This window comes from Curtobacterium sp. MCBA15_013 (assembly GCF_001865095.1).
Lineage (GTDB): Bacteria > Actinomycetota > Actinomycetes > Actinomycetales > Microbacteriaceae > Curtobacterium.
The window spans coordinates 25,205-43,677 of the sequence record NZ_MJGQ01000011.1 but is presented as its reverse complement, the minus strand read 5'-3'; the positions used below and the strand labels follow the sequence as shown (position 1 = coordinate 43,677).

Genomic DNA, 18,473 nt, shown 5'->3' with positions numbered 1-18,473 from the left:
GAGGGTGGTTCGGCGGGGCCGCGTCAGCCCTTGACGGCGCCGGTCAAGACGCCCTTGGTGAGGTGGCGCTGGACGAGCGGGTAGGCGGCGAGGATCGGGATGATCGCGATCATCACCACCGCCATCTGGATCGACTCCGCCGGCGGCTGCATGGTCGCGTCCGACCCGGCGCCGGACACCAGGCTCGATCCCTGCAGCACGTACGTCCGGAGCACCAGCTGGAGCGTCCACTTCGTCGAGTCCGACAGGTAGAGCAGGGCGTTGAAGAACGCGTTCCAGTACCCGACCGCGTAGAACAGCCCGACGACGGCGATCACCGCGCGCGACAGCGGCAGCACCATCTGCCAGAGGATGCGGAACTCGCCGGCGCCGTCGATCTTCGCGCTGTCGATGAGCTCCTGCGGGATGCTCATCATGAAGCCGCGGACGACGACCATGTTGAACACGCTGAACGCGCTCGGCAGGATCAGCGCCCAGTAGTTGTCGAGGAGCCCGAGCTGCTTCACCATCAGGTAGAGCGGGATCATCCCCGGCGCGAACAGGAACGTGATGAGGACGAACGTCAGCAGCGGCCGCTGGAAGAGCGATCCCTGCCGGCTGAGCGCCCAGGCGGCGAGGACGGTCGACGCGAGGCTGATCGCCGTGCCGACGATCGTCACCAGGAGCGTGACCACCACGGCGCGGGTGACGACCCCGCCGGACAGGATCTGCACGTAGGCGGAGAGGTCGAAGGACCGCGGCCAGACGACGTAGCCGCCGGCGGCCGTGACGTCGGCCTGGCTCGACACGCTCGTCGAGAAGACGATGAGGAACGGGAACAGCACCACCGCGAGGATCAGGACGATCGCGACGGCCTTCAGCGCGAGGACGACGGGCTTGGGCTTCCCGGCCCAGACCGGACGGACGATGGTGCTCATGATCGCGAATACACTCCCTGCTCACCGAGCATGTGGGCGGCCTTGTTCGCCGCCATGATGAGGACGAACCCGACGAGGCCCTTGATCAGGCCGACGGCGATGCCCGTGGACCAGTTCCCGTCGACGACGCCGTGGTAGTAGACGTAGGTGTCGAGCACTTCGGCGGCATCGGCCCCCACGGCGTTCCGTTGCAGGATGATCTGCTCGAAGCCGACGGACAGCGCCTCGCCGAGCCGCAGGATGAGCAGCAGCACGATGATCGGCCGGATGCCGGGCAGCGTCACGTGCCAGAACCGGCTCCACGCACCCGAGCCGTCGATCGCGGCGGCCTCGTACAGGTTGTCGTCGATCGCCGCGAGGGCCGCGAGGAAGATGATCGTCCCCCAGCCGGCGTCCTTCCAGATCACCTGGCTCGTCAGCAGCAGCTTGAACGTCGACGGGTCGCTCATCACGCTGATCGTGCCGGCGTCGAGTTGCCGGAGCGCGTGGTTCACGACACCGCCCGAGCCGAGCGACTGCTGGAAGAACCCGACGACGATGACCCAGGACAGGAAGTGCGGCAGGTAGAGGACCGACTGCACGGTCGCCCGCAGCCACGGCCACACCAGCGAGTGGATGAGCAGCGCGAGGGCGATCGGCACCGGGAAGAACAGCACCAGCTGGATGAACGTGATCTCCAGCGTGTTGAGCGTCGCGCGCCAGAAGTCCGGGTCCGCGAAGAGCACCTGGAAGTTCGACAACCCGACCCACGGGCTCTGAGCGATCGGGATGTACGGCTGGTAGTCCATGAACGCGATCACGTTCCCGAGCATCGGGACGTACACGAACAGCAGGAGCAGGACCACCGCCGGCGCGACCATGATCAGCAGCGGGTAGTCCCGTCGCAACCTCGCGGTGAACGGGACCTTGCGGGCCACCGGGACGCCGTCGGACCGTGGGGTCCGCGTCTCGGTGGCCGGGTCGACCATCGTCGCGCTCATGTGGCTCCTTTGCTCACGTGGCTGGGGTCCGCGGCCGGACCTCCGGTGGCGGTTTCGTCATCCTGGGACGTCCGTATGATGACGGTCAAGCGGGCGTATTCACCCGCACACGAAACGAACATGGGAGCGACGATGCACCCGACCAGACGGCAGGAACGGATCCTGGCCGAACTCCGTGTCCACGGCAGCCTGTCCGCCTCGGACTTCGCCGCGCGCGAAGGGATCTCGGCGATGACGGTGCGCCGCGACCTGTCCGAACTCGCCGACCGCGGACTCGCGCGACGTGTGCACGGCGGCGCGGTGTCGGTCGAGACACTGCCCACCGCCGGCGCACCGCACCGTCCGGCACCGCGACCCGAGCCGACCACGCGGACCGCGACCGAACCCGGCGCGCTGTTCACCCTCGGACTCGTCGTCCCAGACCCGGGCTACTACTTCCCGAAGATCGTCGCGGGCGTCGCCGAGCGCACCGAGGCCCTCGGCGGACGGGTCGTCCTCGGGGTGTCCCGCTACGACCCGGACCGCGAACGACAGCAGGTCGAACGGCTCATCGCCGCCGGGGTCGACGGGCTCCTCGTGACGACCACCGTCGCGGACGCCGTCGACACCCTCGAGCTCCTCGACCGGGCACCGATGCCCGTGGTCGTCGTCGAGCGCTCCCTCACCGAGGCACCCGTCGGCACGCAGCTCGAGTCCGTCCGGAGCGACCACGAGGCCGGGGCCGGGATCGCCCTCCGCCACCTCGCCTCGCTCGGGCACCGGAAGATCGGCATGGCCGTGTTCGAGACCCCGACGACCCCGCAGCTCCGTACCGGCTACGAGCGCAGCGTCCGCCAGCTCGGCCTCGGCACCGACGCACCCGTCGAGGTGATCGACGAGACGCACGCGGTCGGCGAGGCCACACGGGCGTTCGTCCGACGCTGCATCGACACGGGCACCACCGCGGTGTTCGTGCACTCGGACCACTACGCCGTGGAGTTCGTCGAGACCGTCACCGAGATGGGCCTGACGATCCCGGGCGACCTCTCCGTGGTGGCCTACGACGACGAGGTCGCCGCGCTCGCCGGGGTCCCGCTCACCGCGGTGGCGCCACCGAAGAACGACGTCGGCCGGTTCGCGGCGACGATGTGCTTCGAGCGGATCTCGGCCACGGCGCAGACCGGGTTCGCCCGACGGCACATGACCCTGACGCCGACGCTGAGCGTGCGCGGGTCCTCGGTCGCGCCGGTGTTCGCTTCGTGATCGTTTGCGCGGCCGTTCTTGACATCGAACACCGCGCGGCGCTGGCATGGTGATCGCCGACCGCCTACGAGGAGCCGCCGACGATGACGTCACACCCCCGCACGCACCGCGCCGTACCGCGGGTGTCCGAACCCGTGCCCCCGCCCGGAACAGGCCGCGTCCCGGTCGCGTTCGTGATGCCGGAGACGACCTTCGCGCGGGTGTTCGACCACGGGGACCTCGCCGCACTCCACGCCTCCGAGGCGATCCGGCTCATCGCCGACCGCCCGCTCGACCCGGACGACCCGCGTGACGCCGTGCTCCTCACCGAGGTCGAGGTCCTCGTGACCGGGTGGGGGAGTCCGGAGCTCGACGCGGGCCGCCTCGACCGGATGCCGCGGCTGCGCGCCGTGGCGCACTCCGCCGGGTCGGTGAAACCCGTGGTCGACGACGACGTCTGGTCCCGGGGCATCGCGGTGACCTCGAGCGCCGCTGCGAACGCCGTGCCGGTCGCCGAGTTCACGGTCGCGATGATCGTCCTCGCCGCCAAGCGCGCGTTCGCGACCGCCGCCGCCCTCGGGTCCGCCACCGGGCCCGTCGACGTCGAGGGGTCCTGGCCGGTCGTCGGTATGCACGGCATCACCGTCGGCGTGGTCGGTGCCTCCCGCGTCGGCCGTGCGGTGATCGAGCGGCTCCGGGCACACGACGTCCGAGTGCTCGTCAGCGACCCGTACCTCGACGACGACGAGGCCACGCTGCTCGGTGTCACCGTGGTCGACCTCGACACGCTCGCCGTCACGAGCGACATCGTCACGCTGCACGCGCCGCTGCTGCCGTCCACCCGGGGCATGATCGACCGGCACGTCATCGGCCTGCTCCGGCCGGGGACCACCGTCGTGAACACCGCCCGTGGCGCGATCCTCGACCAGGACGCCCTCGCCGACCGACTCGACCGCGGTGACCTCGCCGCCGTGCTCGACGTCACCGAACCCGAGCTCCTGCCGCCGGACGCGCGCCTCCGCTCGACGCCGAACACCTTCATCACGCCCCACATCGCGGGCTCACTCGGCAACGAACTCCGCCGGCTCGCCGAGAACGCGGTGCGCGAGACCATCGCCTTCGCCGCGACCGGCGCCTTCACCGACCCCATCGTCCCCGACGGCTTCGCCGTCCAGGCCTGACCGCTGGAACCCCCATGACCGTCACCGTCGACGCCCAGACCCTCACCGACCGCTTCACCGCGACCGCCCGCCGGGCGCTCCGACCGAGGACGTGGCGACCCGCGCCTCCCGTCACCGACCGCGCCGCGTGGGCCGACGTGGCGACGGCGGACCAGGAGGCGCTGCTCGCGGTGGCGAGGGACCGTCGCGACGCCGCCGCGGTCGCCTTCCCGACCCTCTCGCTCTGGGCGCGCTACAGCCGGGACGGCGACCGGCAGCCGTACGAGCGCGCGCAGCGGAACCTGCTCGAGTCGGCCGCTTCGGCCGCGCTCGCGCTCGCGGTGACCGACGAGGACGAGTGGGCGACGGTCCTCGCCGACCAGGTCTGGCGGATCTGCGAACTGCGCGCGTGGTGCCTGCCGTCGCACTACGCGCTGCCGGAGAGCGGCGAGCGGCCGTTCCTGCCGGTGCCGGGCCGGGACGTGCTCGACCTGTCGGACGCGTACGTCGGCGGCATGCTGGCGGCGATCGACGCGATCGCCGGTGAGCGGCTCGAACGCGACGCGCCGGGCATCCGCGCCCACGTGCACCACGAGGTCCGCCGCCGCGTCCTGGACCCGTGGGAACGCGAGGAGTACTTCTGGCACGGGGTCGACGGGCCGCCCAACAACTGGGCGCCGTGGATCGTGTCGAACGTCCTCGTCTGTGCTGCCGTGGTGGAGCCCGACGCCGAGCGACTCGGAGCGACGATCGACCGCGCGCTCGTCATCCTCGACCGGTTCCGGGCCGGGTACGACGCCGACGGCAGCTGCGACGAGGGCGCGACCTACTGGTGGTGGGCCGGTGCGACGCTGTTCGAGGCCCTCGACCTCGTCGAGCAGCTCACCGACGGGGCCTTCGACGGCTTCGTGGTGGAACCGGTGGCCGCCACGGCACGGTTCCCGATGGGCATGCAGATCGACGCCCACCGCCAGGTCAACCACTCCGACGGGTCGCCGGTGCTGCCCGAGAACGCGAACTGGCACCTGTTGGCCCGGTTCGGTGCACGCGTCGGGGACGACGAGGTCGTGCAGCACGCCCGGTGGATGGGGCGCCGGCACGCGTTGCGGTTCGACGGGCAGCTCGCAGCGCTCTTCCGCCGCACCCTCGCCGAGCTCCGGGCACCGGGGTGGCAGGACGCCGGACCCGCAGCGCCGGGCATGCCCACGTCGCTGTACCTGCCCGGCACCGAGGTGGCCGTTGCCCGCTCCGACGCCTTCTTCCTGTCGGCGAAGGGCGGCCACAACGCCGTCAGCCACAACCACAACGACGCAGGGTCCGTCATCGTCTCGCTCGACGGCGAACCCGTCGTCGTGGACGCCGGCGTCGGGGTGTACCGCCGTGAGACGTTCATGCCCGAGCACCGGTACGGCATCTGGACCATGCGGTCGAGCTGGCACAGCGTGCCGTGGCCGAACGGGGTCGAGCAGCACGAGGGGGAGTCGTTCCGGGCCACGGGCACCGAGTTCGCCGACGACGGCGACCGAGCGACCCTGTCCACGGACCTGACCGCGGCGTACCCCGCGTCGTCCGGGCTGGTGCGCGCGGTGCGGATCGCCTCGCTCGACCGGGCCGCCGAGGTCGTCGAGCTGCAGGACGAGTGGGCGTTCGCGGAACCGGGTGTCATGACGCTCGTGCTGTTGACGCTCCACGAACCGGTGGTGACCCCCGGCGGTCTGGACGTCGGGCCGGCACACGTGGCGGTCGACGGCGCGCGCTTCGAGGTGCGCACGGAGCGACGCGAGCTCGACGACGAGAAGCTGCGGGCGGCCTGGGGCGCGGCGCTGCACCGGGTCCTGCTCGTCGAACGCGAGCCCGCCCGCGCGGGGTCGCACACCGTCCGCATCACCCGGGCCACCGCGTGAGTGCGGTGCTGCTCGGCGGGGTCGGACGGTGGACGGACCCCTGGCACCCCTTCGACGAGACGACCGCGGCGCTGACGGCGATCGCGGCCCAGGTGGGGATCGAGCTGTCATCGTCGTCGGACGTCGACCGGACGCTCGAGTCCTTCGGGGTCGGCCCGCTGCCGTCGCTCGTGGTCGTGGACCTCGGCCTGCCGCGCGACGGCCTGCCGGTGCCGTTGCCCGCAGCGGACCCGGGGTTCCGTCGGCTGCTCGCGAGCCGCGTGCCGATGCTCGTCGTGCACGTGTCGTCGACGTCCTTCGCCGGAGACGACGACTGGGAACGGGCCCTCGGTGGCGTGTGGGTGCGCGGCACGACGATGCACCCGCCGTCCGGACCGTGCACCGTGCACGTGGTCGACGACCAGCACCCGGTCACGGCGGGCATCGGCGACTTCTCGCTCGACGACGAGCGGTACTCCCACCAGCGCGTCTCGGGGGCGGTCCGGGTCCTGGTCGACCACGAGCACGACGGTGTCCGACACCCGCTGGTCTGGGTGCACGAGCGTCCGGGCGGCGGCGTCACGGTCTACGACGGCCTCGGTCACGCCGGGGCGTCGTTCGCCTCGCCGGATCACCGCCGGCTGGTCGCACAGGCGCTGGGATTCCTGACCGAGTCCGGCTCGTGACCGTTCCGGTTCGCGATCGCGGGGGATCGCGAACCGGAACGGTCACGACGGCTCAGGAGACCGTGACGTCCCCGACGACGAGCCAGCCGTTCGTCGTCGTCCCCTGCGCCGCGAGCGCGATCGCCGGGGTGTCCGACCGGGTCGTGTCCACGATCGCGACGCCCCAGCGGTAGGAGCCGCGGGCGACGCCGGCGACCGACGGCGTGTACGAGTACGCGGTGGGCGTGCCCCGCAGCCAGTCCGAGGGCTCGGACGCCGCGTCCACGACGACCCGGACGGGCGTTCCGTCCGCCCCGAGCAGCGCGAGCGCGGCCTTGTACTTGTGCTTCCAGACCGGGAGGTTCGTCGGCAGGAAGCCCCACCCGAGGTTCGTCCACTCGTGGGTGATCGCAGCGGTACCGCCGGCACGGAGCGCGTCCGGGGCGACGACCTTCGACGGGTAGAGCCGGTACCCGCCCTCGGCGTCGAAACGCTGCGTGAGCGGGGCGGTCTCGGCGGCGAACCACGAGAGTGTCTCGCCGTTCCGGAAGTCCATCATGTTGACGTGGGCCTCGACGGAGTCGTCGAACTCGCCCTGCCGCACGTCGGCGACCGTCTCGTAGCCGCGGGGGTCCTGCGTGACGTCGTGCTGGGCGGTGACCCACCCGCCCTCCATGATGATCGGGCGCCGGTACCGCCACTTCGCGGCCATCGACCTCTCCCAGTCGGAGTAGTAGGTGGTCATCCCGAAGGCGTCGTGGCGGAGGACGTACCCCTTCTCGTACGCGCCGTCGAGCATCCGTTCGCTCTCGGGGTCCGGCGCACCCCAGTCCTTCCCGCCGCCGATCATCCGGTGGTAGTTCAGCGCCAGCGGCACCGTGGTGAAGTGCCGCTGGTACAGGTCGATGATCCAGTCGAACACGGGCTCGCGGTTCGCGGCGTCCCGGTAGAGCATCGAGTGTCCCTCGCCCCACTTGCCGAGGCCGTACCCGTCGATGAAGTCCGTCGTCTCCGGGTCGTCGTACTGCGCGGCGAAGGCGGCGACGAACGCCGCGTACTTCGCCTGGAACACCGGGTCGTCCGGGTAGGGCGACCAGACCGTCTTGCTGCCGGTCTGCGTCTCGTACCCGGAGGCACCCGCGGCCCGCACCCAGTCGGGCGTGAAGTTCGACGCCTTGTCGCGGCTGTCGACCACCACGCGGAACGCCAGCCGGAGTCCCCGACGGCGGGCCTCGGCGAGGATGCCCGCGAAGGCAGCGTTCGTGTCCCATCCGTAGACGCCCTCTGACGGTTCGAGGATCGTCCACGACACCCGCATGTACAGCACCGAGGCGTGGTCGGACACGGTGATCGTGGTGCCGTCGGGCAGCGGGACGTCGTCGTACTGCGTCCAGTAGTCCGCCGCCGGGGTGGACGAGCCGTACAGCGCCCAGCCGTTGAGCGGGTTCTTCAGCAGCGTCGTCGTGTCGGCCGCGAACTCCTTCGTGACCGTGGCGGCGAGGTGTGGTCGGCCGTGCCCTGGTCCGAGGACCCCGCTCGCGGCCGATGCGGTGGCGACGATGCCGAGACCGAGTGCCGTCCGTCTGGTGATGTCGTTCGACGTGCTCATGCGTTCTCCCCTTCGAGAAGCGATCGATGCACGTCGATGCTCCCGAGGGTCCCGCACAGTGGGCAAGGAATCCCGCCCAGTCGAACAGGAGTCGCACATCGCCGGCGCTACGGCAGCGTCGGCGCAGCCTCCACCAGGGTCCGGGTCACCGGGTGCTCGGGCGCATCGAGCAGGGACACCGACCCGTGCTCGACGATCCGCCCCGCGGACATCACCGCCACCGTGTCGCACAGCCGCTGCACCACGCCGATGTCGTGCGACACCAGCACCAGCGTCAGCCCGAGGTCGTCCGCGAGCGACCGGAACAGCTCGATCACGCGGGCCCGGACCACCACGTCGAGGGCGCTCATCGGCTCGTCCCCGAACAGGATCCGCGGCGAGTGCACGACGGCCCGGGCGATCGCGATGCGCTGCCGTTGGCCGCCGGAGAACTCGTGCGGGTACCGGTCGACGACGTCGGCGGGGAGGTCGACGCGCGCGAGGACGTCCCGGACGAGCGCGTCGTGCGAACCGTCGATCCGGAGCGCCCGCAGCGGTTCCGCGACGATCGCGCCCACGCGCATCCGCGGGTCGAGCGAGGCGTACGGGTCCTGGAAGACCACCCCGGTCTCGCGACGGAACCAGCGCATCGCGGCCGCGGACCCGGACGCCACCACCGGACGACCGGAGGCGGTCACGGTGCCTGCGGAAGGCGCCTCCAGGCCGGCGAGCAGCCGCACCAGCGTCGACTTGCCCGATCCGGACTCGCCGACGATCCCCAGGCGTGCGCCGGACGCGACCGTCAGGTCGACGCCGTCCACCGCGGTCCGGACGGGCCCGGGTTCGAACGGGCCGCGGCGGGGGAGTCGGTAGGTGCGGTGCAGGTCGCGGGCGTGCAGGACGTCGGTCATGCGGAGCCTCCGGTCCGAGGGGCACGCCGGGCGGTGGCGCGGGCGGCGTCGACGAGGGCGGCCGTCGCGGGGTGCTGCGGTGCCGCGAGGAGTCCTGCGACCGACCCGTGTTCGACGACCCGGCCGGCGTCGAGCACGACGGCCGTGTCCGCGATCCGGGCGAGCACCGCGAGGTCGTGCGTGACGAAGACCATGCCCGCGGTGAGGCCCTCGAACAGCTCGAGGATCCGGGCCTCGGTCGTGACGTCGAGCGCCGTGGTGGGTTCGTCGGCCACGAGGTAGGACGGCTGACCGGCCATCGCCATCGCGATGCAGATCCGCTGCCGCTGCCCACCCGAGAGCTGGTGCGGGTACTGCCGCAGCAGCGACTCCGGATCCGGCAGCCCCACGCTGACGGCGAGGTCGAGCGCGGCGGCCGCTGCTGCACGGCGGTCGAGTGCGCGGTGCAGCCGCAGCGGTTCGGCGATCTGCGCGCCGACCCGGCGGAGCGGGTCGAGTGCGGTGCCGGGTTCCTGGAAGACCATCCCGATGCCGGCGCCGCGGTGGCGGGCGCGCTCGCGGTCGGGCAGGCCGACGAGCTCGGTGCCGTCCAACCGGACGCTGCCGGTGACGGTCGCGCCGGTCGGCTCGAGTCCCATCAGGGCCAGCGAGGTCATCGACTTGCCGGACCCGGACGCACCGATCACGCCGACGCGGCGGCCAGGAGGCACGGTGAACGTCACGTCGTCGAGGATCGTCCGACGGTCGATGCGGACCGTCAGCCCCCGCACCTCGAGCCCGGAGGCTGCGGTGCCCGGAGTGGTCGCGTCGCTCATGAGGTCACCCCCGTGTTCGTCGTGGCCGGGTCGTCCGGCGTGCGGGGCGCGGGTCCGCCACCGGCCGCGCGGTCGTTCGTCGTCAGGCGCGGGTCCGTCGCGTCGCGGACCGCGTCGCCGAGCAGCGACAGCGCCGCGACGACCAGGGCGATGGCCGCACCGGGCCAGGTGGCGCTCCACGGGTGCACGCCGATGTACGTCTGCAGGTCGGCGAGCATGCTGCCCCACGAGGCCGTGTTCGAGCCGGCACCGTACCCGAGGTACGAGAGCCCGGCCTCGGCGAGGACCGCGGTGGCCATAGCGAGCGAGAGCTGCACGGTGAACAGCGGCGCCGCGTTCGGCACGAGGTGGCGGAACAGCACCCCGGCACCGCCCACGCCCGACGCCCGCGCGGCGGTGACGTAGTCGCTGCGGGCGATGCGGCGGATCTCCCCGCGGGCCACCCGGGCGATCGTGACGCCGAAGGACAGGCCGACGCTGACGATCACGACGCCGAGCGACCCGCCGGCGATCGCGGTGAGCAGCATCGCGGTGAGGAGGGTCGGGAACGCCACGAGGATGTCGAGCAGGACGGCCGTGCCCTCGCGGACCCAGCGCGCGGTGAGCGAGCCGATCGCGGTGAGGACCATCCCGACGACGCTCGCGATGACGCCGGAGCCCACCGCGACGAGCACGGTCGTGCGGGTGCCGGCGAGCAGGTAGCTCGCGATGTCCCGGCCGGAGGCGTCGGTGCCGAACCAGTGCGCTGGGCTCGGCGGCTCCCACTGGTGGAAGGGGTCGGCGCGGAAGGGGTCCTGCGGCGTCCACACGAGCGACACCACGGCGAGGACGACGAGCAGGCCGAGGACGACCACGGCGAAGACCCCGGTCGGCCGGGCGAGGAGACGGCGGATCACTCGGACACCTCGCGCTGTCGGGGGTCCAGCGTGCGGTGCACGACGTCGACCGCGAAGCCCACGAGCAGCACGAGCCCGGTGAGCACGAGCAGCTCGGACTGCACCTTCGTGATGTCACGGCGCCCGACGTCGGTGACGAGCATGCGTCCGACGCCGGGGAGCGAGAAGAGCTGTTCGACGACGACGGCCCCGACCAGGAGCCCGGCGATCTGCACGCCGAGCACGGCCAGCACGGTCAGCGCCACCGACGGGAGCCCGTGCTTGACGAGCGCCTGCGTCCGGGTGAGGCCGATCGCCGCCGCCGTGCGGACGTGGTCGGCGTCGAGCACCCCGAGCGTCGCCGAGCGGGTGAAGCGCAGGATCACCGCACCCTCGACGGCGCCGATCGTCAGCGCGGGCAGCACGAGCGCGGCGAACGCCCGACCGGGTTCGTCCCACCCGTCGAGCGGGAAGCCCTGCGTCGGCAGCCAGTGCAGCGTGACGGCGAACAGCGCCACGAGGAGCATGCCGGCCCACACGATCGGGATCGCCGCGATCGCCTGCGCCACGAAGGCGATGACGGCCCCGCCCGGGCGACGCCGCAGCACCGCGGCGAGCACGCCGAGCGGCACTCCGATGACGAGCGCGGCGACGAGGGACATGGCCGCGAGCGGCAGCGTGACGCTGAGCTTCTGGGCGATCTCGGGTGCGACCCGTCCGTCGGTGACGAGGGACCGCCCGAGGTCGCCGCGGAACAGCCCGCCGATCCAGTCGAGGTACTGCACGACGACCGGTCGGTCGAGCCCGAGCTGCTGGCGCAGTTCGGCCACCTGCGCCGGCGACGCCTGGGTGCCCGCGACGATCTGCGCCACGTCGCCGGGCAGCACCCGGAGCGTCGCGAAGATGATCACGCTGGCCACGAGCAGGCCGACGACGAGCAGGAGCACCCGCCCGATGAGGAACCGGGTCACGACACCGATGCTACGGGAGCCGTGGTCCGTGCCCGCCTCACTTGACGGCGAGCTTCGACAGGTCGAGGCGCGAGTTCGTGCCGTCGTACGGGAAGCCCGTGACGCCCTTCCGTACCGCCGTGATCGACGTCGCCGTGTAGAGCCACTCGCCGGCGGCGTCCTCGCTGACGATCCGCGCCGCCTTCTGCAGGTCGGCGACCTTGGCGGCTTCGTCCGTCGCGGCGACCGAGTCGGCGTAGAGCGACTGCACCTCGGCGTTGTCGTAGCCGAAGTAGTACTCCGGGTTCGCCCAGTTGCCGAAGTCGCGCGCCTCGACGTGGTTCACCATCGACAGATCGAAGTCACGCGTGCCGCTCTTCGGTGCTTCGAACACCTGCGACAGCCAGGTGGCGAAGTCGACGCGCTTGACCGTCAGGGTGATGCCGACGTCGGCGAGCTGCGACTTCAGCACGTCGCCGATCGTCGCCGAGTAGATGTTCGCGTACGTCAGCGTGAGGTCGAGCTTCGGGTGGCCGGCCTCGGCGAGGAGCTTCTTCGCGTTCGCGGGGTCGTACGCGTCGATGTCGGTGAGGTCCTGGTAGCCGGGGTCGAGCTCGGGGATCGGGCCGCCCTGCTCGACGCCGGTGCCGCCGATCGCCTTGATGATCGCCTTCGCGTCGATCGCCTGCCGGATCGCCTGTCGCACCCGCTTGTCGGTGAACGGCGCCTTCTGGTCGTTGAACGCGAGCGTGTACTTGTCGGTCGTCTTGCCGGTGTGCAGCGAGATGTCCGAGCTGTTCTGCAGCTGGCTCTTGAGCGTGCCGTCGACGGCGGTCTGCACGTCGAGGTCGCCGTTCGCCATGGCGTTCACCGCGGTGGACGGCTGCGTGATGTACCGGAAGACGACCTTGGCGACCTTCGCCTTCGTGCCCCAGTAGTCGGCGTTCCGCTCGAAGGTGAGCGAATCGCCCTGCTTCCAGCTCGACACCTCGTACGGACCGGTGCCGTTGGCGGTGTCCGACAGGTCGTTCTTCGCGGCCTTCTCGAGCACGAGGCCGGCTCGCCCCGTGAGGTTCCAGAGCAGGTCGGAGTCGGGCTTCGCCAGCGTGAGGACGACCGTGTCGGCGGAGGGTGACGTGATCGACGTCACGTTGGCGAGCTGCGCGGAGTCGACGTACGAATCGTTCGACTTGACCTGCTGCAGCGACCAGACGACGTCGGCCGCGGTGACGTCCTTGCCGTCCTGGAACGTGGTGCCGTCGCGCAGCGTGAACGTGTACGTCAGGCCGTCGTCCGACACCGCGTGCTTCGACGCCAGCACGTCGCGGACGTCACCGTCCGCCGTGCGGCCGACGAGCCCCTGGTAGACGTTGTCGATGAGCACCTGGTCGAGTGCGGCACCGGACTGCGTGCGGATGTCGAGGCTCGTCGGTTCGAGGACGAGGCCGACGCGGACGGTGGCGTCGGTGCCGCCGTCCTCGTTCGAGGATCCGGAGCAGCCGGTCAGCACGAGGGCCGATGCGACGGCCACCGCGGTCGCGGCGAGGGCCGCGCGGCCGAGGCGGGAGGTGCTGCGGGCGGGGAGCGGACTCATGGGTGGTGGGTTCCTTCCGGCGCGGTGGCGACGGTCGTCGCGCGCGCTTGCACGAGGTTAGCGGCGGCCGGGGTGCTCCGGCGACGGTTCTTCGATCCGGTGCAACAAACCGTTACGTTCCGCCCATGCCCGGATCGCCGTGGCCAGTTCGAGGGGCGCCTGGTTCTGCACCGCGTGCCGGGCCTCGACCGTGACGATCTCGGCGTCGGGCAGGCGCTCGGCGAACTGCGCGTGCAGCTTCGGTGACACGTAGCCGCGGTCGCCGCGGACGAGCAGGATCGGGACGTCGAGGGCCTCGAGGTCCGGCCACGCGTCCGCGAACCGCCCCACCGACGAGGTGCGCCCGGCGGGGAGGTGCGGGAAGTGGTGGCGTCGCACGAGCCGCCCGTCGGCCCCGAGCCGTGTGGTGTGCCGGGCCTCGCGCAGGAGCACCGCGCGGTCGTCGCCGACGCGGGCCTCCACGGCGCGGTCGACGACCTGCTCGAGCGACGTGAACGGCTCCTCGGCCTCGAGCGCGCGGGCGATCCGGTCGACGGCCCGCTGGGCGAAGTCCGGCGACATGTCGACGAGCACGAGTCCGGTGACGCGATCCGGCGCGGTCGCTGCGAGCCGGGCGGCGAGGATCGCGCCGAGGGAGTGCCCCACGACGATCCCCGGCCGGACCCCGAGCGCGTCGAGGGCAGCGCGCACGCTCGGTGCCGTCGCGCCGGCCCCGTAGTCCGCGTCGTCGCGCCACCCGGACCGGCCGTGGCCGGGCAGGTCCACGGCGACCGCCGGCTCGCCGACGGCGAGCGCGGTCTGGTCGAAGCTGTGGGCGTCGATGCCGAGCCCGTGCAGGTAGGTGATCCGCGCCTCCTGGCCGTCCGCCGTGTCCCAGCGGATCGCGGCGATCTCCTGTCCGTCGGTGGTGCGGACCACCTGCCTGGAGGCGCGCATCGGCGCCGTCACGCCGCTCGCGTGGGCGAGGTCGGCCAGGTCTGCGAATTCGTCGTCGGCATCGGGCACGGGGACGATCCTCGCACCGTGCGGACCCTTGGGTCTCTTAGGTAAGGCATGCCATACTTGCCGCGTGGCAGCCCGGTACCGTGTCTTCTCCGTCCGCGTGGCAGCCGTCACGTCCCTCACCCCGCACTTCGTCCGGGTGACCCTGACGGGCGACGCCCTCGCCGAGTTCTCGTCCGTCGGCCTCGACCAGCGCATCAAGATCGTGCTGCCGATCCCCGGGCACGGCTTCACGGACCTGCCCGACGGCGAGGACTGGTACGGCGCCTGGCGTGCCCTGCCCGACGCGGTCCGGAACCCGCTCCGCACCTACACGGTCCGCTCCTTCCGGCCGGACGCCCGTGAGCTCGACATCGACTTCGTCGCGCACGGCGACACCGGACCCGCCTCGCGCTGGGTCTCGGAGTGCCGGGTCGGCGACGAACTGCGCATCGTCGGGCCGGCGGTGCCGTCGTCGCCCGCGGAGCTCCCGACCGGTGCGGCCGAGTTCGACCCCGGCGCCGCGAACCGGATCCTGCTCGCCGGCGACGAGACCGCCGCCCCGGCCATCTGCGCCATCCTCGAGGCGCTCGACGTCGCCACCGTCGGCCACGTCTTCATCGAGGTCCCGACCGACGCCGACCGGCTGCCGGTGTCCGCGCCCGCCGGGGTCGAGGTCCGCTGGATCGCCCGGAACGGCGCCTCGCACGGCGTCCGGATGACCGACCAGGTGCACGCCTGGGCGTCGACCGTCGCGGCGGGGCCGGCGTGCGGCGACGCGGGGGAGCTCGCGGACGTCGACGTCGACGAACAGGTGCTCTGGGACATCCCCGCCGGCGACGAGCCGCGACCCGTCTACGCCTGGATCGCGGGCGAGGCCGGATGCGTCAAGGAACTCCGCCGGCACCTCGTGCGCGGTGTCGGGCTCGATCGGAAGCAGGTCGCGTTCATGGGGTACTGGCGGCACGGCAAGGCCGAGAATTGACCGGTTCCGTCGACGGCGCCGGGGCTGCGTCGTCGGTGCCGGCGACCGCGCTCGGGGCCCGTGGGCTGACGCTCGCGTACGACGACCGGGTCGTGGTGCCCGCGCTCGACGTCGACATCCCGGACGGTGAACTCACGGTCATCGTCGGGCCGAACGCGTGCGGCAAGTCGACGCTGCTGAAGTCGTTCGCGCGGACGCTCAAGCCGACCGCCGGCACCGTGTACCTCGACGGTTCGCCGATCTCGTCCCTCCGCCCGAAGGCCGTCGCGCGCCGCGTCGGGATGCTCCCGCAGACCCCGATCGCGCCGGACGGCATCACCGTGCGCGACCTGGTGTCCCGCGGGCGGTTCCCGCACCAGGACCTGCTGCACCCGTCGTCGGGGTCGGACCGGCGGGCCGTGCAGGCCGCGCTCGAGCAGACGTCGACCGTGTCGCTCGCCGACCGCAGCGTGGACGAGCTGTCCGGCGGGCAGCGACAGCGGGTGTGGATCGCGATGGTGCTCGCGCAGGAGACCGACATCGTCCTGCTCGACGAGCCCACCACGTTCCTGGACATCGCGCACCAGTACGACGTGCTCGAGCTGGCGTCGGCGTTGCACGCGGCCGGTCGGACGGTCGTCGCGGTGCTGCACGACCTCAACCAGGCGGCGCGGTACGCCACACACGTGATCGCGATGCGTGACGGGTCGATCGTGGCGTCGGGGCCGCCGGCGTCGGTAGTGACGGCCGACCTCGTCGAGGACGTGTTCGGGCTGCCGTGCGTCGTCGTCGCCGACCCCGAGACGGGCACGCCCCTCGTGGTGCCGCGGCGCCCCGCGGCCTGACGCGCGGGCGCGCGGGGCGCGGCGCGGGCGCCGCCCGCGGTCGGTCAGGTCGCACGAAGTGCCGCTCGCGCGCGCCGCGGGCGACACTTCGTGCGACCCGGGCGGCTCGCCCGCGGCGTGTCGTGCGACCTCGAGACGGACGTGACCAATCGCCGTGGGCGCACACCGTTCCGGACGGGAGGAACGGTGCGGGACCGTCCCGCGCCTCCCGTCGGGGTGTCGGCCAGCTCCACCCCCGCGAGGTCGCGAGAACTGCCGCTCGCGCGCCCGGCGCGCGGCACTTCGTGCGACCTCGTCGCCACGCGCGCGGCGTGTCGTGCGACCTCGGGGCGGGCGCGCGGGCGGGCGGGCGCCGCGCGTCAGCGGTAGTTGCCGTCCTCGAGGCCGGCCTCGATCTCGAACCGGTTCCGCAGCGGATCCTGCCCGGCCAACGCGTACACGATCGGCATGAGCATCCCGTACCGCCGCCACTGGTTGACGTGCACCCGCTCGTGCCGGAGCACCCGGTCGCCGTCGTTGTCCCGCGTGAGGTAGACCGACCCCACGCACGTGCCACCTCGGCGGAACACCCACCGCGGCAGCCCCGTGCACACGATCAGCCCGTCGACGACCCGCACCTTCCCGGTGGAGAGCGGGACGCCGACGGCGAGTCCGACCGCGGTCGCGAACGCCCACCCCGCCCGGGACACGGGGGAGTCGAGCACGGGGTTCCGCACCGCTACTCCGGGCGGCCGTAGGTCTCGAGCAGTCGCAGCCAGATCTCGTTCATCGTCGGGTAGGCGGGGACGGCGTGCCAGAGGCGGTCGACCGGGACCTCGCCCACGACGGCGATCGTCGCGGCGTGCAGCATCTCGGCGACGTCCTGCCCGACGAAGGTCACGCCGACGACGACTCCGCGGTCCTCGTCGACGACCATCTTCGCCCGCCCGGTGTAGCCGTCCGCCTGCAGCGAGGCGCCGGCGACGTTGCCGAGCTCGTACTCGACCGCCCGGACGTTCAGCCCCTGCTCGCGGGCCTTGGCCTCGGTCAGGCCGACGCTCGCGACCTCGGGATCGGTGAAGGTGACCTGCGGGACGGCAGCGTGGTCGGCGGTGGCGACGTGCGCACCCCACGGTTCGGTGTGCAGCGGCGTGCCCTGGTACCGGGCGGCGATCGCCTCGCCCGCGGCACGCGCCTGGTACTTGCCCTGGTGGGTGAGGAGCACACGGTGGTTGACGTCGCCCACGGCGTAGAGCCAGTCGGTGCCCTGCACGAGCATGGTGTCGTCGACCTGCAGCCAGTCGCCCGCGGTCAGCCCGACCGACTCGAGGCCGAGGTCCTTCGTGGTCGCGGCGCGTCCGGTCGCGGCGAGGACCTCGCTCGTGATGACCGTCGAGCCGTCGTCGAGCGTCGTGGTGACGAGGCCGCGCTCGTCGCGGTCGACGCGGGTGGGGTTCACGCCGGTGCGGACGTCGACGCCCAGTTCGCGGAGGGAGTCGGCGACGAGCTCTCCCGCGAACGGCTCCATGCCGCCGAGCAGGCCGTGCCGTGCGACGAGCGTGACCTTCGCCCCGAGGGACGCCCACGCGGTCGCGAGCTCCGAGCCGGAGACCCCGCCGCCGATGACGAGCAGGCTCTCGGGCACCGTCTGCGCACTGGTGGCCTCACGCGTGCCCCACGGCGTCGCGTCGGCCAGCCCCGGGACGTCGGGGAGGGTGTGCAGCGAGCCCGTGACGACCGCGATCGCCGCGGCTGCCGTGTACGTCGTGCCGTCGACCTCGATCGTCTTCTCGCCGGTGATCCGGGCGTGGCCGCGGATGAGGTCGATGTCGGCGGACTCGAGCCACGAGACCTGGCCGTCGTCCTTCCAGTCCGAGGTGAAGGAGTTCCGTCGGGCGAGCACGTGCGCCGCGTCGAGGTCGCCCGTGACCGCCTGCTTCGCACCGTCGAGTCGCTTCGCCGCTGCGAGCGCGTGCCCGCTGCGCAGCAGGGCCTTGGACGGCATGCACGCCCAGTAGGAGCACTCGCCGCCGACGAGCTCGGCCTCCACGATGGCGACCGACAGGCCGCGCTTCTTGGCGTAGTCCGCCACGTTCTCGCCGACTGCGCCGGCGCCGATCACGATGAGGTCGTAGTCCGTCATGT

Annotated in this window: 17 protein-coding genes; 6 read left to right on the top strand and 11 right to left on the bottom strand. The window is 72.2% G+C overall.

Features of this window, described 5'->3' with window-relative positions:
- Window positions 1–23: 23 nt before the first annotated feature.
- Both BIV01_RS08475 and BIV01_RS08470 read right to left on the bottom strand, forming a co-directional pair.
- Window positions 24–917, bottom strand: coding sequence for a carbohydrate ABC transporter permease (locus tag BIV01_RS08475; RefSeq protein ID WP_071296218.1), 894 nt, complete (start codon window positions 915–917; stop codon window positions 24–26).
- The gene (locus BIV01_RS08470) at window positions 914–1,897 is read right to left on the bottom strand and encodes an ABC transporter permease (RefSeq protein ID WP_229085653.1); all 984 of its coding nucleotides are present in this window, start codon (window positions 1,895–1,897) and stop codon (window positions 914–916) included. The genes BIV01_RS08475 and BIV01_RS08470 overlap by 4 nt, the downstream gene beginning before the upstream one ends.
- Before the next feature lie 132 nt (window positions 1,898–2,029).
- Here BIV01_RS08470 and BIV01_RS08465 point away from each other — a divergent pair, with 132 nt between their 5' ends.
- The 4 genes from BIV01_RS08465 to BIV01_RS08450 all read left to right on the top strand — a co-directional run bounded on the left by BIV01_RS08465 (window position 2,030) and on the right by BIV01_RS08450 (window position 6,847).
- A complete protein-coding gene (locus tag BIV01_RS08465) occupies window positions 2,030–3,139 on the top strand; it encodes a substrate-binding domain-containing protein (protein ID WP_071302578.1) in 1,110 nt (369 codons plus the stop codon).
- 83 nt (window positions 3,140–3,222) lie between these two features.
- Window positions 3,223–4,299, top strand: a complete 1,077-nt coding sequence (locus BIV01_RS08460) for a hydroxyacid dehydrogenase (RefSeq protein ID WP_217642543.1) — start codon at window positions 3,223–3,225, stop codon at window positions 4,297–4,299.
- Window positions 4,300–4,313: 14 nt separating this feature from the next.
- The gene (locus BIV01_RS08455; RefSeq protein ID WP_071302535.1) at window positions 4,314–6,182 is read left to right on the top strand and encodes a heparinase II/III domain-containing protein; all 1,869 of its coding nucleotides are present in this window, start codon (window positions 4,314–4,316) and stop codon (window positions 6,180–6,182) included.
- Window positions 6,179–6,847, top strand: a complete 669-nt coding sequence (locus BIV01_RS08450) for a ThuA domain-containing protein (protein WP_071302534.1) — start codon at window positions 6,179–6,181, stop codon at window positions 6,845–6,847. The genes BIV01_RS08455 and BIV01_RS08450 overlap by 4 nt, the downstream gene beginning before the upstream one ends.
- Before the next feature lie 52 nt (window positions 6,848–6,899).
- Here the strand turns inward: BIV01_RS08450 and BIV01_RS08445 are convergent, their stop codons facing one another.
- The 7 genes from BIV01_RS08445 to BIV01_RS08415 all read right to left on the bottom strand — a co-directional run bounded on the left by BIV01_RS08445 (window position 6,900) and on the right by BIV01_RS08415 (window position 14,564).
- Entirely contained in the window at window positions 6,900–8,435 is a 1,536-nt protein-coding gene (locus BIV01_RS08445) for a hypothetical protein (RefSeq protein ID WP_083294954.1), read from the bottom strand.
- Window positions 8,436–8,542: 107 nt separating this feature from the next.
- Window positions 8,543–9,325 carry an ABC transporter ATP-binding protein gene (locus BIV01_RS08440; RefSeq protein ID WP_071296221.1) on the bottom strand — a complete coding sequence of 261 codons (783 nt, stop codon included), beginning with the start codon at window positions 9,323–9,325 and terminating at the stop codon, window positions 8,543–8,545.
- The gene (locus BIV01_RS08435; protein WP_071302533.1) at window positions 9,322–10,140 is read right to left on the bottom strand and encodes an ABC transporter ATP-binding protein; all 819 of its coding nucleotides are present in this window, start codon (window positions 10,138–10,140) and stop codon (window positions 9,322–9,324) included. The genes BIV01_RS08440 and BIV01_RS08435 overlap by 4 nt, the downstream gene beginning before the upstream one ends.
- Entirely contained in the window at window positions 10,137–11,036 is a 900-nt protein-coding gene (locus tag BIV01_RS08430; protein WP_071302532.1) for an ABC transporter permease, read from the bottom strand. Before BIV01_RS08430 ends, BIV01_RS08435 begins: the two co-directional genes overlap by 4 nt.
- The gene (locus BIV01_RS08425; protein WP_071302531.1) at window positions 11,033–11,986 is read right to left on the bottom strand and encodes an ABC transporter permease; all 954 of its coding nucleotides are present in this window, start codon (window positions 11,984–11,986) and stop codon (window positions 11,033–11,035) included. The genes BIV01_RS08430 and BIV01_RS08425 overlap by 4 nt, the downstream gene beginning before the upstream one ends.
- A gap of 37 nt (window positions 11,987–12,023) precedes the next feature.
- Complete coding sequence (locus tag BIV01_RS08420) at window positions 12,024–13,559, bottom strand: ABC transporter substrate-binding protein (protein ID WP_071302530.1); 1,536 nt, start codon at window positions 13,557–13,559, stop codon at window positions 12,024–12,026.
- Window positions 13,560–13,616: 57 nt separating this feature from the next.
- Window positions 13,617–14,564: an alpha/beta fold hydrolase gene (locus BIV01_RS08415; RefSeq protein WP_071302529.1), complete on the bottom strand. Its 948-nt coding sequence runs from the start codon at window positions 14,562–14,564 to the stop codon at window positions 13,617–13,619.
- A gap of 64 nt (window positions 14,565–14,628) precedes the next feature.
- On the opposite strand from BIV01_RS08415, the gene BIV01_RS08410 reads away from it, so the two are divergent.
- Window positions 14,629–15,525, top strand: a complete 897-nt coding sequence (locus BIV01_RS08410; RefSeq protein WP_071302528.1) for a siderophore-interacting protein — start codon at window positions 14,629–14,631, stop codon at window positions 15,523–15,525.
- A complete protein-coding gene (locus BIV01_RS08405; protein ID WP_254791805.1) occupies window positions 15,522–16,349 on the top strand; it encodes an ABC transporter ATP-binding protein in 828 nt (275 codons plus the stop codon). Before BIV01_RS08410 ends, BIV01_RS08405 begins: the two co-directional genes overlap by 4 nt.
- Before the next feature lie 359 nt (window positions 16,350–16,708).
- Here the strand turns inward: BIV01_RS08405 and BIV01_RS08400 are convergent, their stop codons facing one another.
- Together BIV01_RS08400 and BIV01_RS08395 are read right to left on the bottom strand one after the other, a co-directional pair.
- The gene (locus BIV01_RS08400) at window positions 16,709–17,065 is read right to left on the bottom strand and encodes a Fe-S oxidoreductase (protein ID WP_175473670.1); all 357 of its coding nucleotides are present in this window, start codon (window positions 17,063–17,065) and stop codon (window positions 16,709–16,711) included.
- Between the two features lie 2 nt (window positions 17,066–17,067).
- Window positions 17,068–18,471: a dihydrolipoyl dehydrogenase family protein gene (locus BIV01_RS08395; protein ID WP_071302527.1), complete on the bottom strand. Its 1,404-nt coding sequence runs from the start codon at window positions 18,469–18,471 to the stop codon at window positions 17,068–17,070.
- Between the last annotated feature and the right edge of the window lie 2 nt (window positions 18,472–18,473).

What these genes read in the sequence shown, in the direction of transcription:
- BIV01_RS08475 (WP_071296218.1), bottom strand. Translation starts at nt 917, where the DNA reads ATGAGCACCATCGTCCGTCCGGTCTGGGCCGGGAAGCCCAAGCCCGTC.
- BIV01_RS08470 (WP_229085653.1), bottom strand. Translation starts at nt 1,897, where the DNA reads ATGAGCGCGACGATGGTCGACCCGGCCACCGAGACGCGGACCCCACGG.
- BIV01_RS08465 (WP_071302578.1), top strand. Translation starts at nt 2,030, where the DNA reads ATGCACCCGACCAGACGGCAGGAACGGATCCTGGCCGAACTCCGTGTC.
- BIV01_RS08460 (WP_217642543.1), top strand. Translation starts at nt 3,223, where the DNA reads ATGACGTCACACCCCCGCACGCACCGCGCCGTACCGCGGGTGTCCGAA.
- BIV01_RS08455 (WP_071302535.1), top strand. Translation starts at nt 4,314, where the DNA reads ATGACCGTCACCGTCGACGCCCAGACCCTCACCGACCGCTTCACCGCG.
- BIV01_RS08445 (WP_083294954.1), bottom strand. Translation starts at nt 8,435, where the DNA reads ATGAGCACGTCGAACGACATCACCAGACGGACGGCACTCGGTCTCGGC.
- BIV01_RS08440 (WP_071296221.1), bottom strand. Translation starts at nt 9,325, where the DNA reads ATGACCGACGTCCTGCACGCCCGCGACCTGCACCGCACCTACCGACTC.
- BIV01_RS08435 (WP_071302533.1), bottom strand. Translation starts at nt 10,140, where the DNA reads ATGAGCGACGCGACCACTCCGGGCACCGCAGCCTCCGGGCTCGAGGTG.
- BIV01_RS08420 (WP_071302530.1), bottom strand. Translation starts at nt 13,559, where the DNA reads ATGAGTCCGCTCCCCGCCCGCAGCACCTCCCGCCTCGGCCGCGCGGCC.
- BIV01_RS08395 (WP_071302527.1), bottom strand. Translation starts at nt 18,471, where the DNA reads ATGACGGACTACGACCTCATCGTGATCGGCGCCGGCGCAGTCGGCGAG.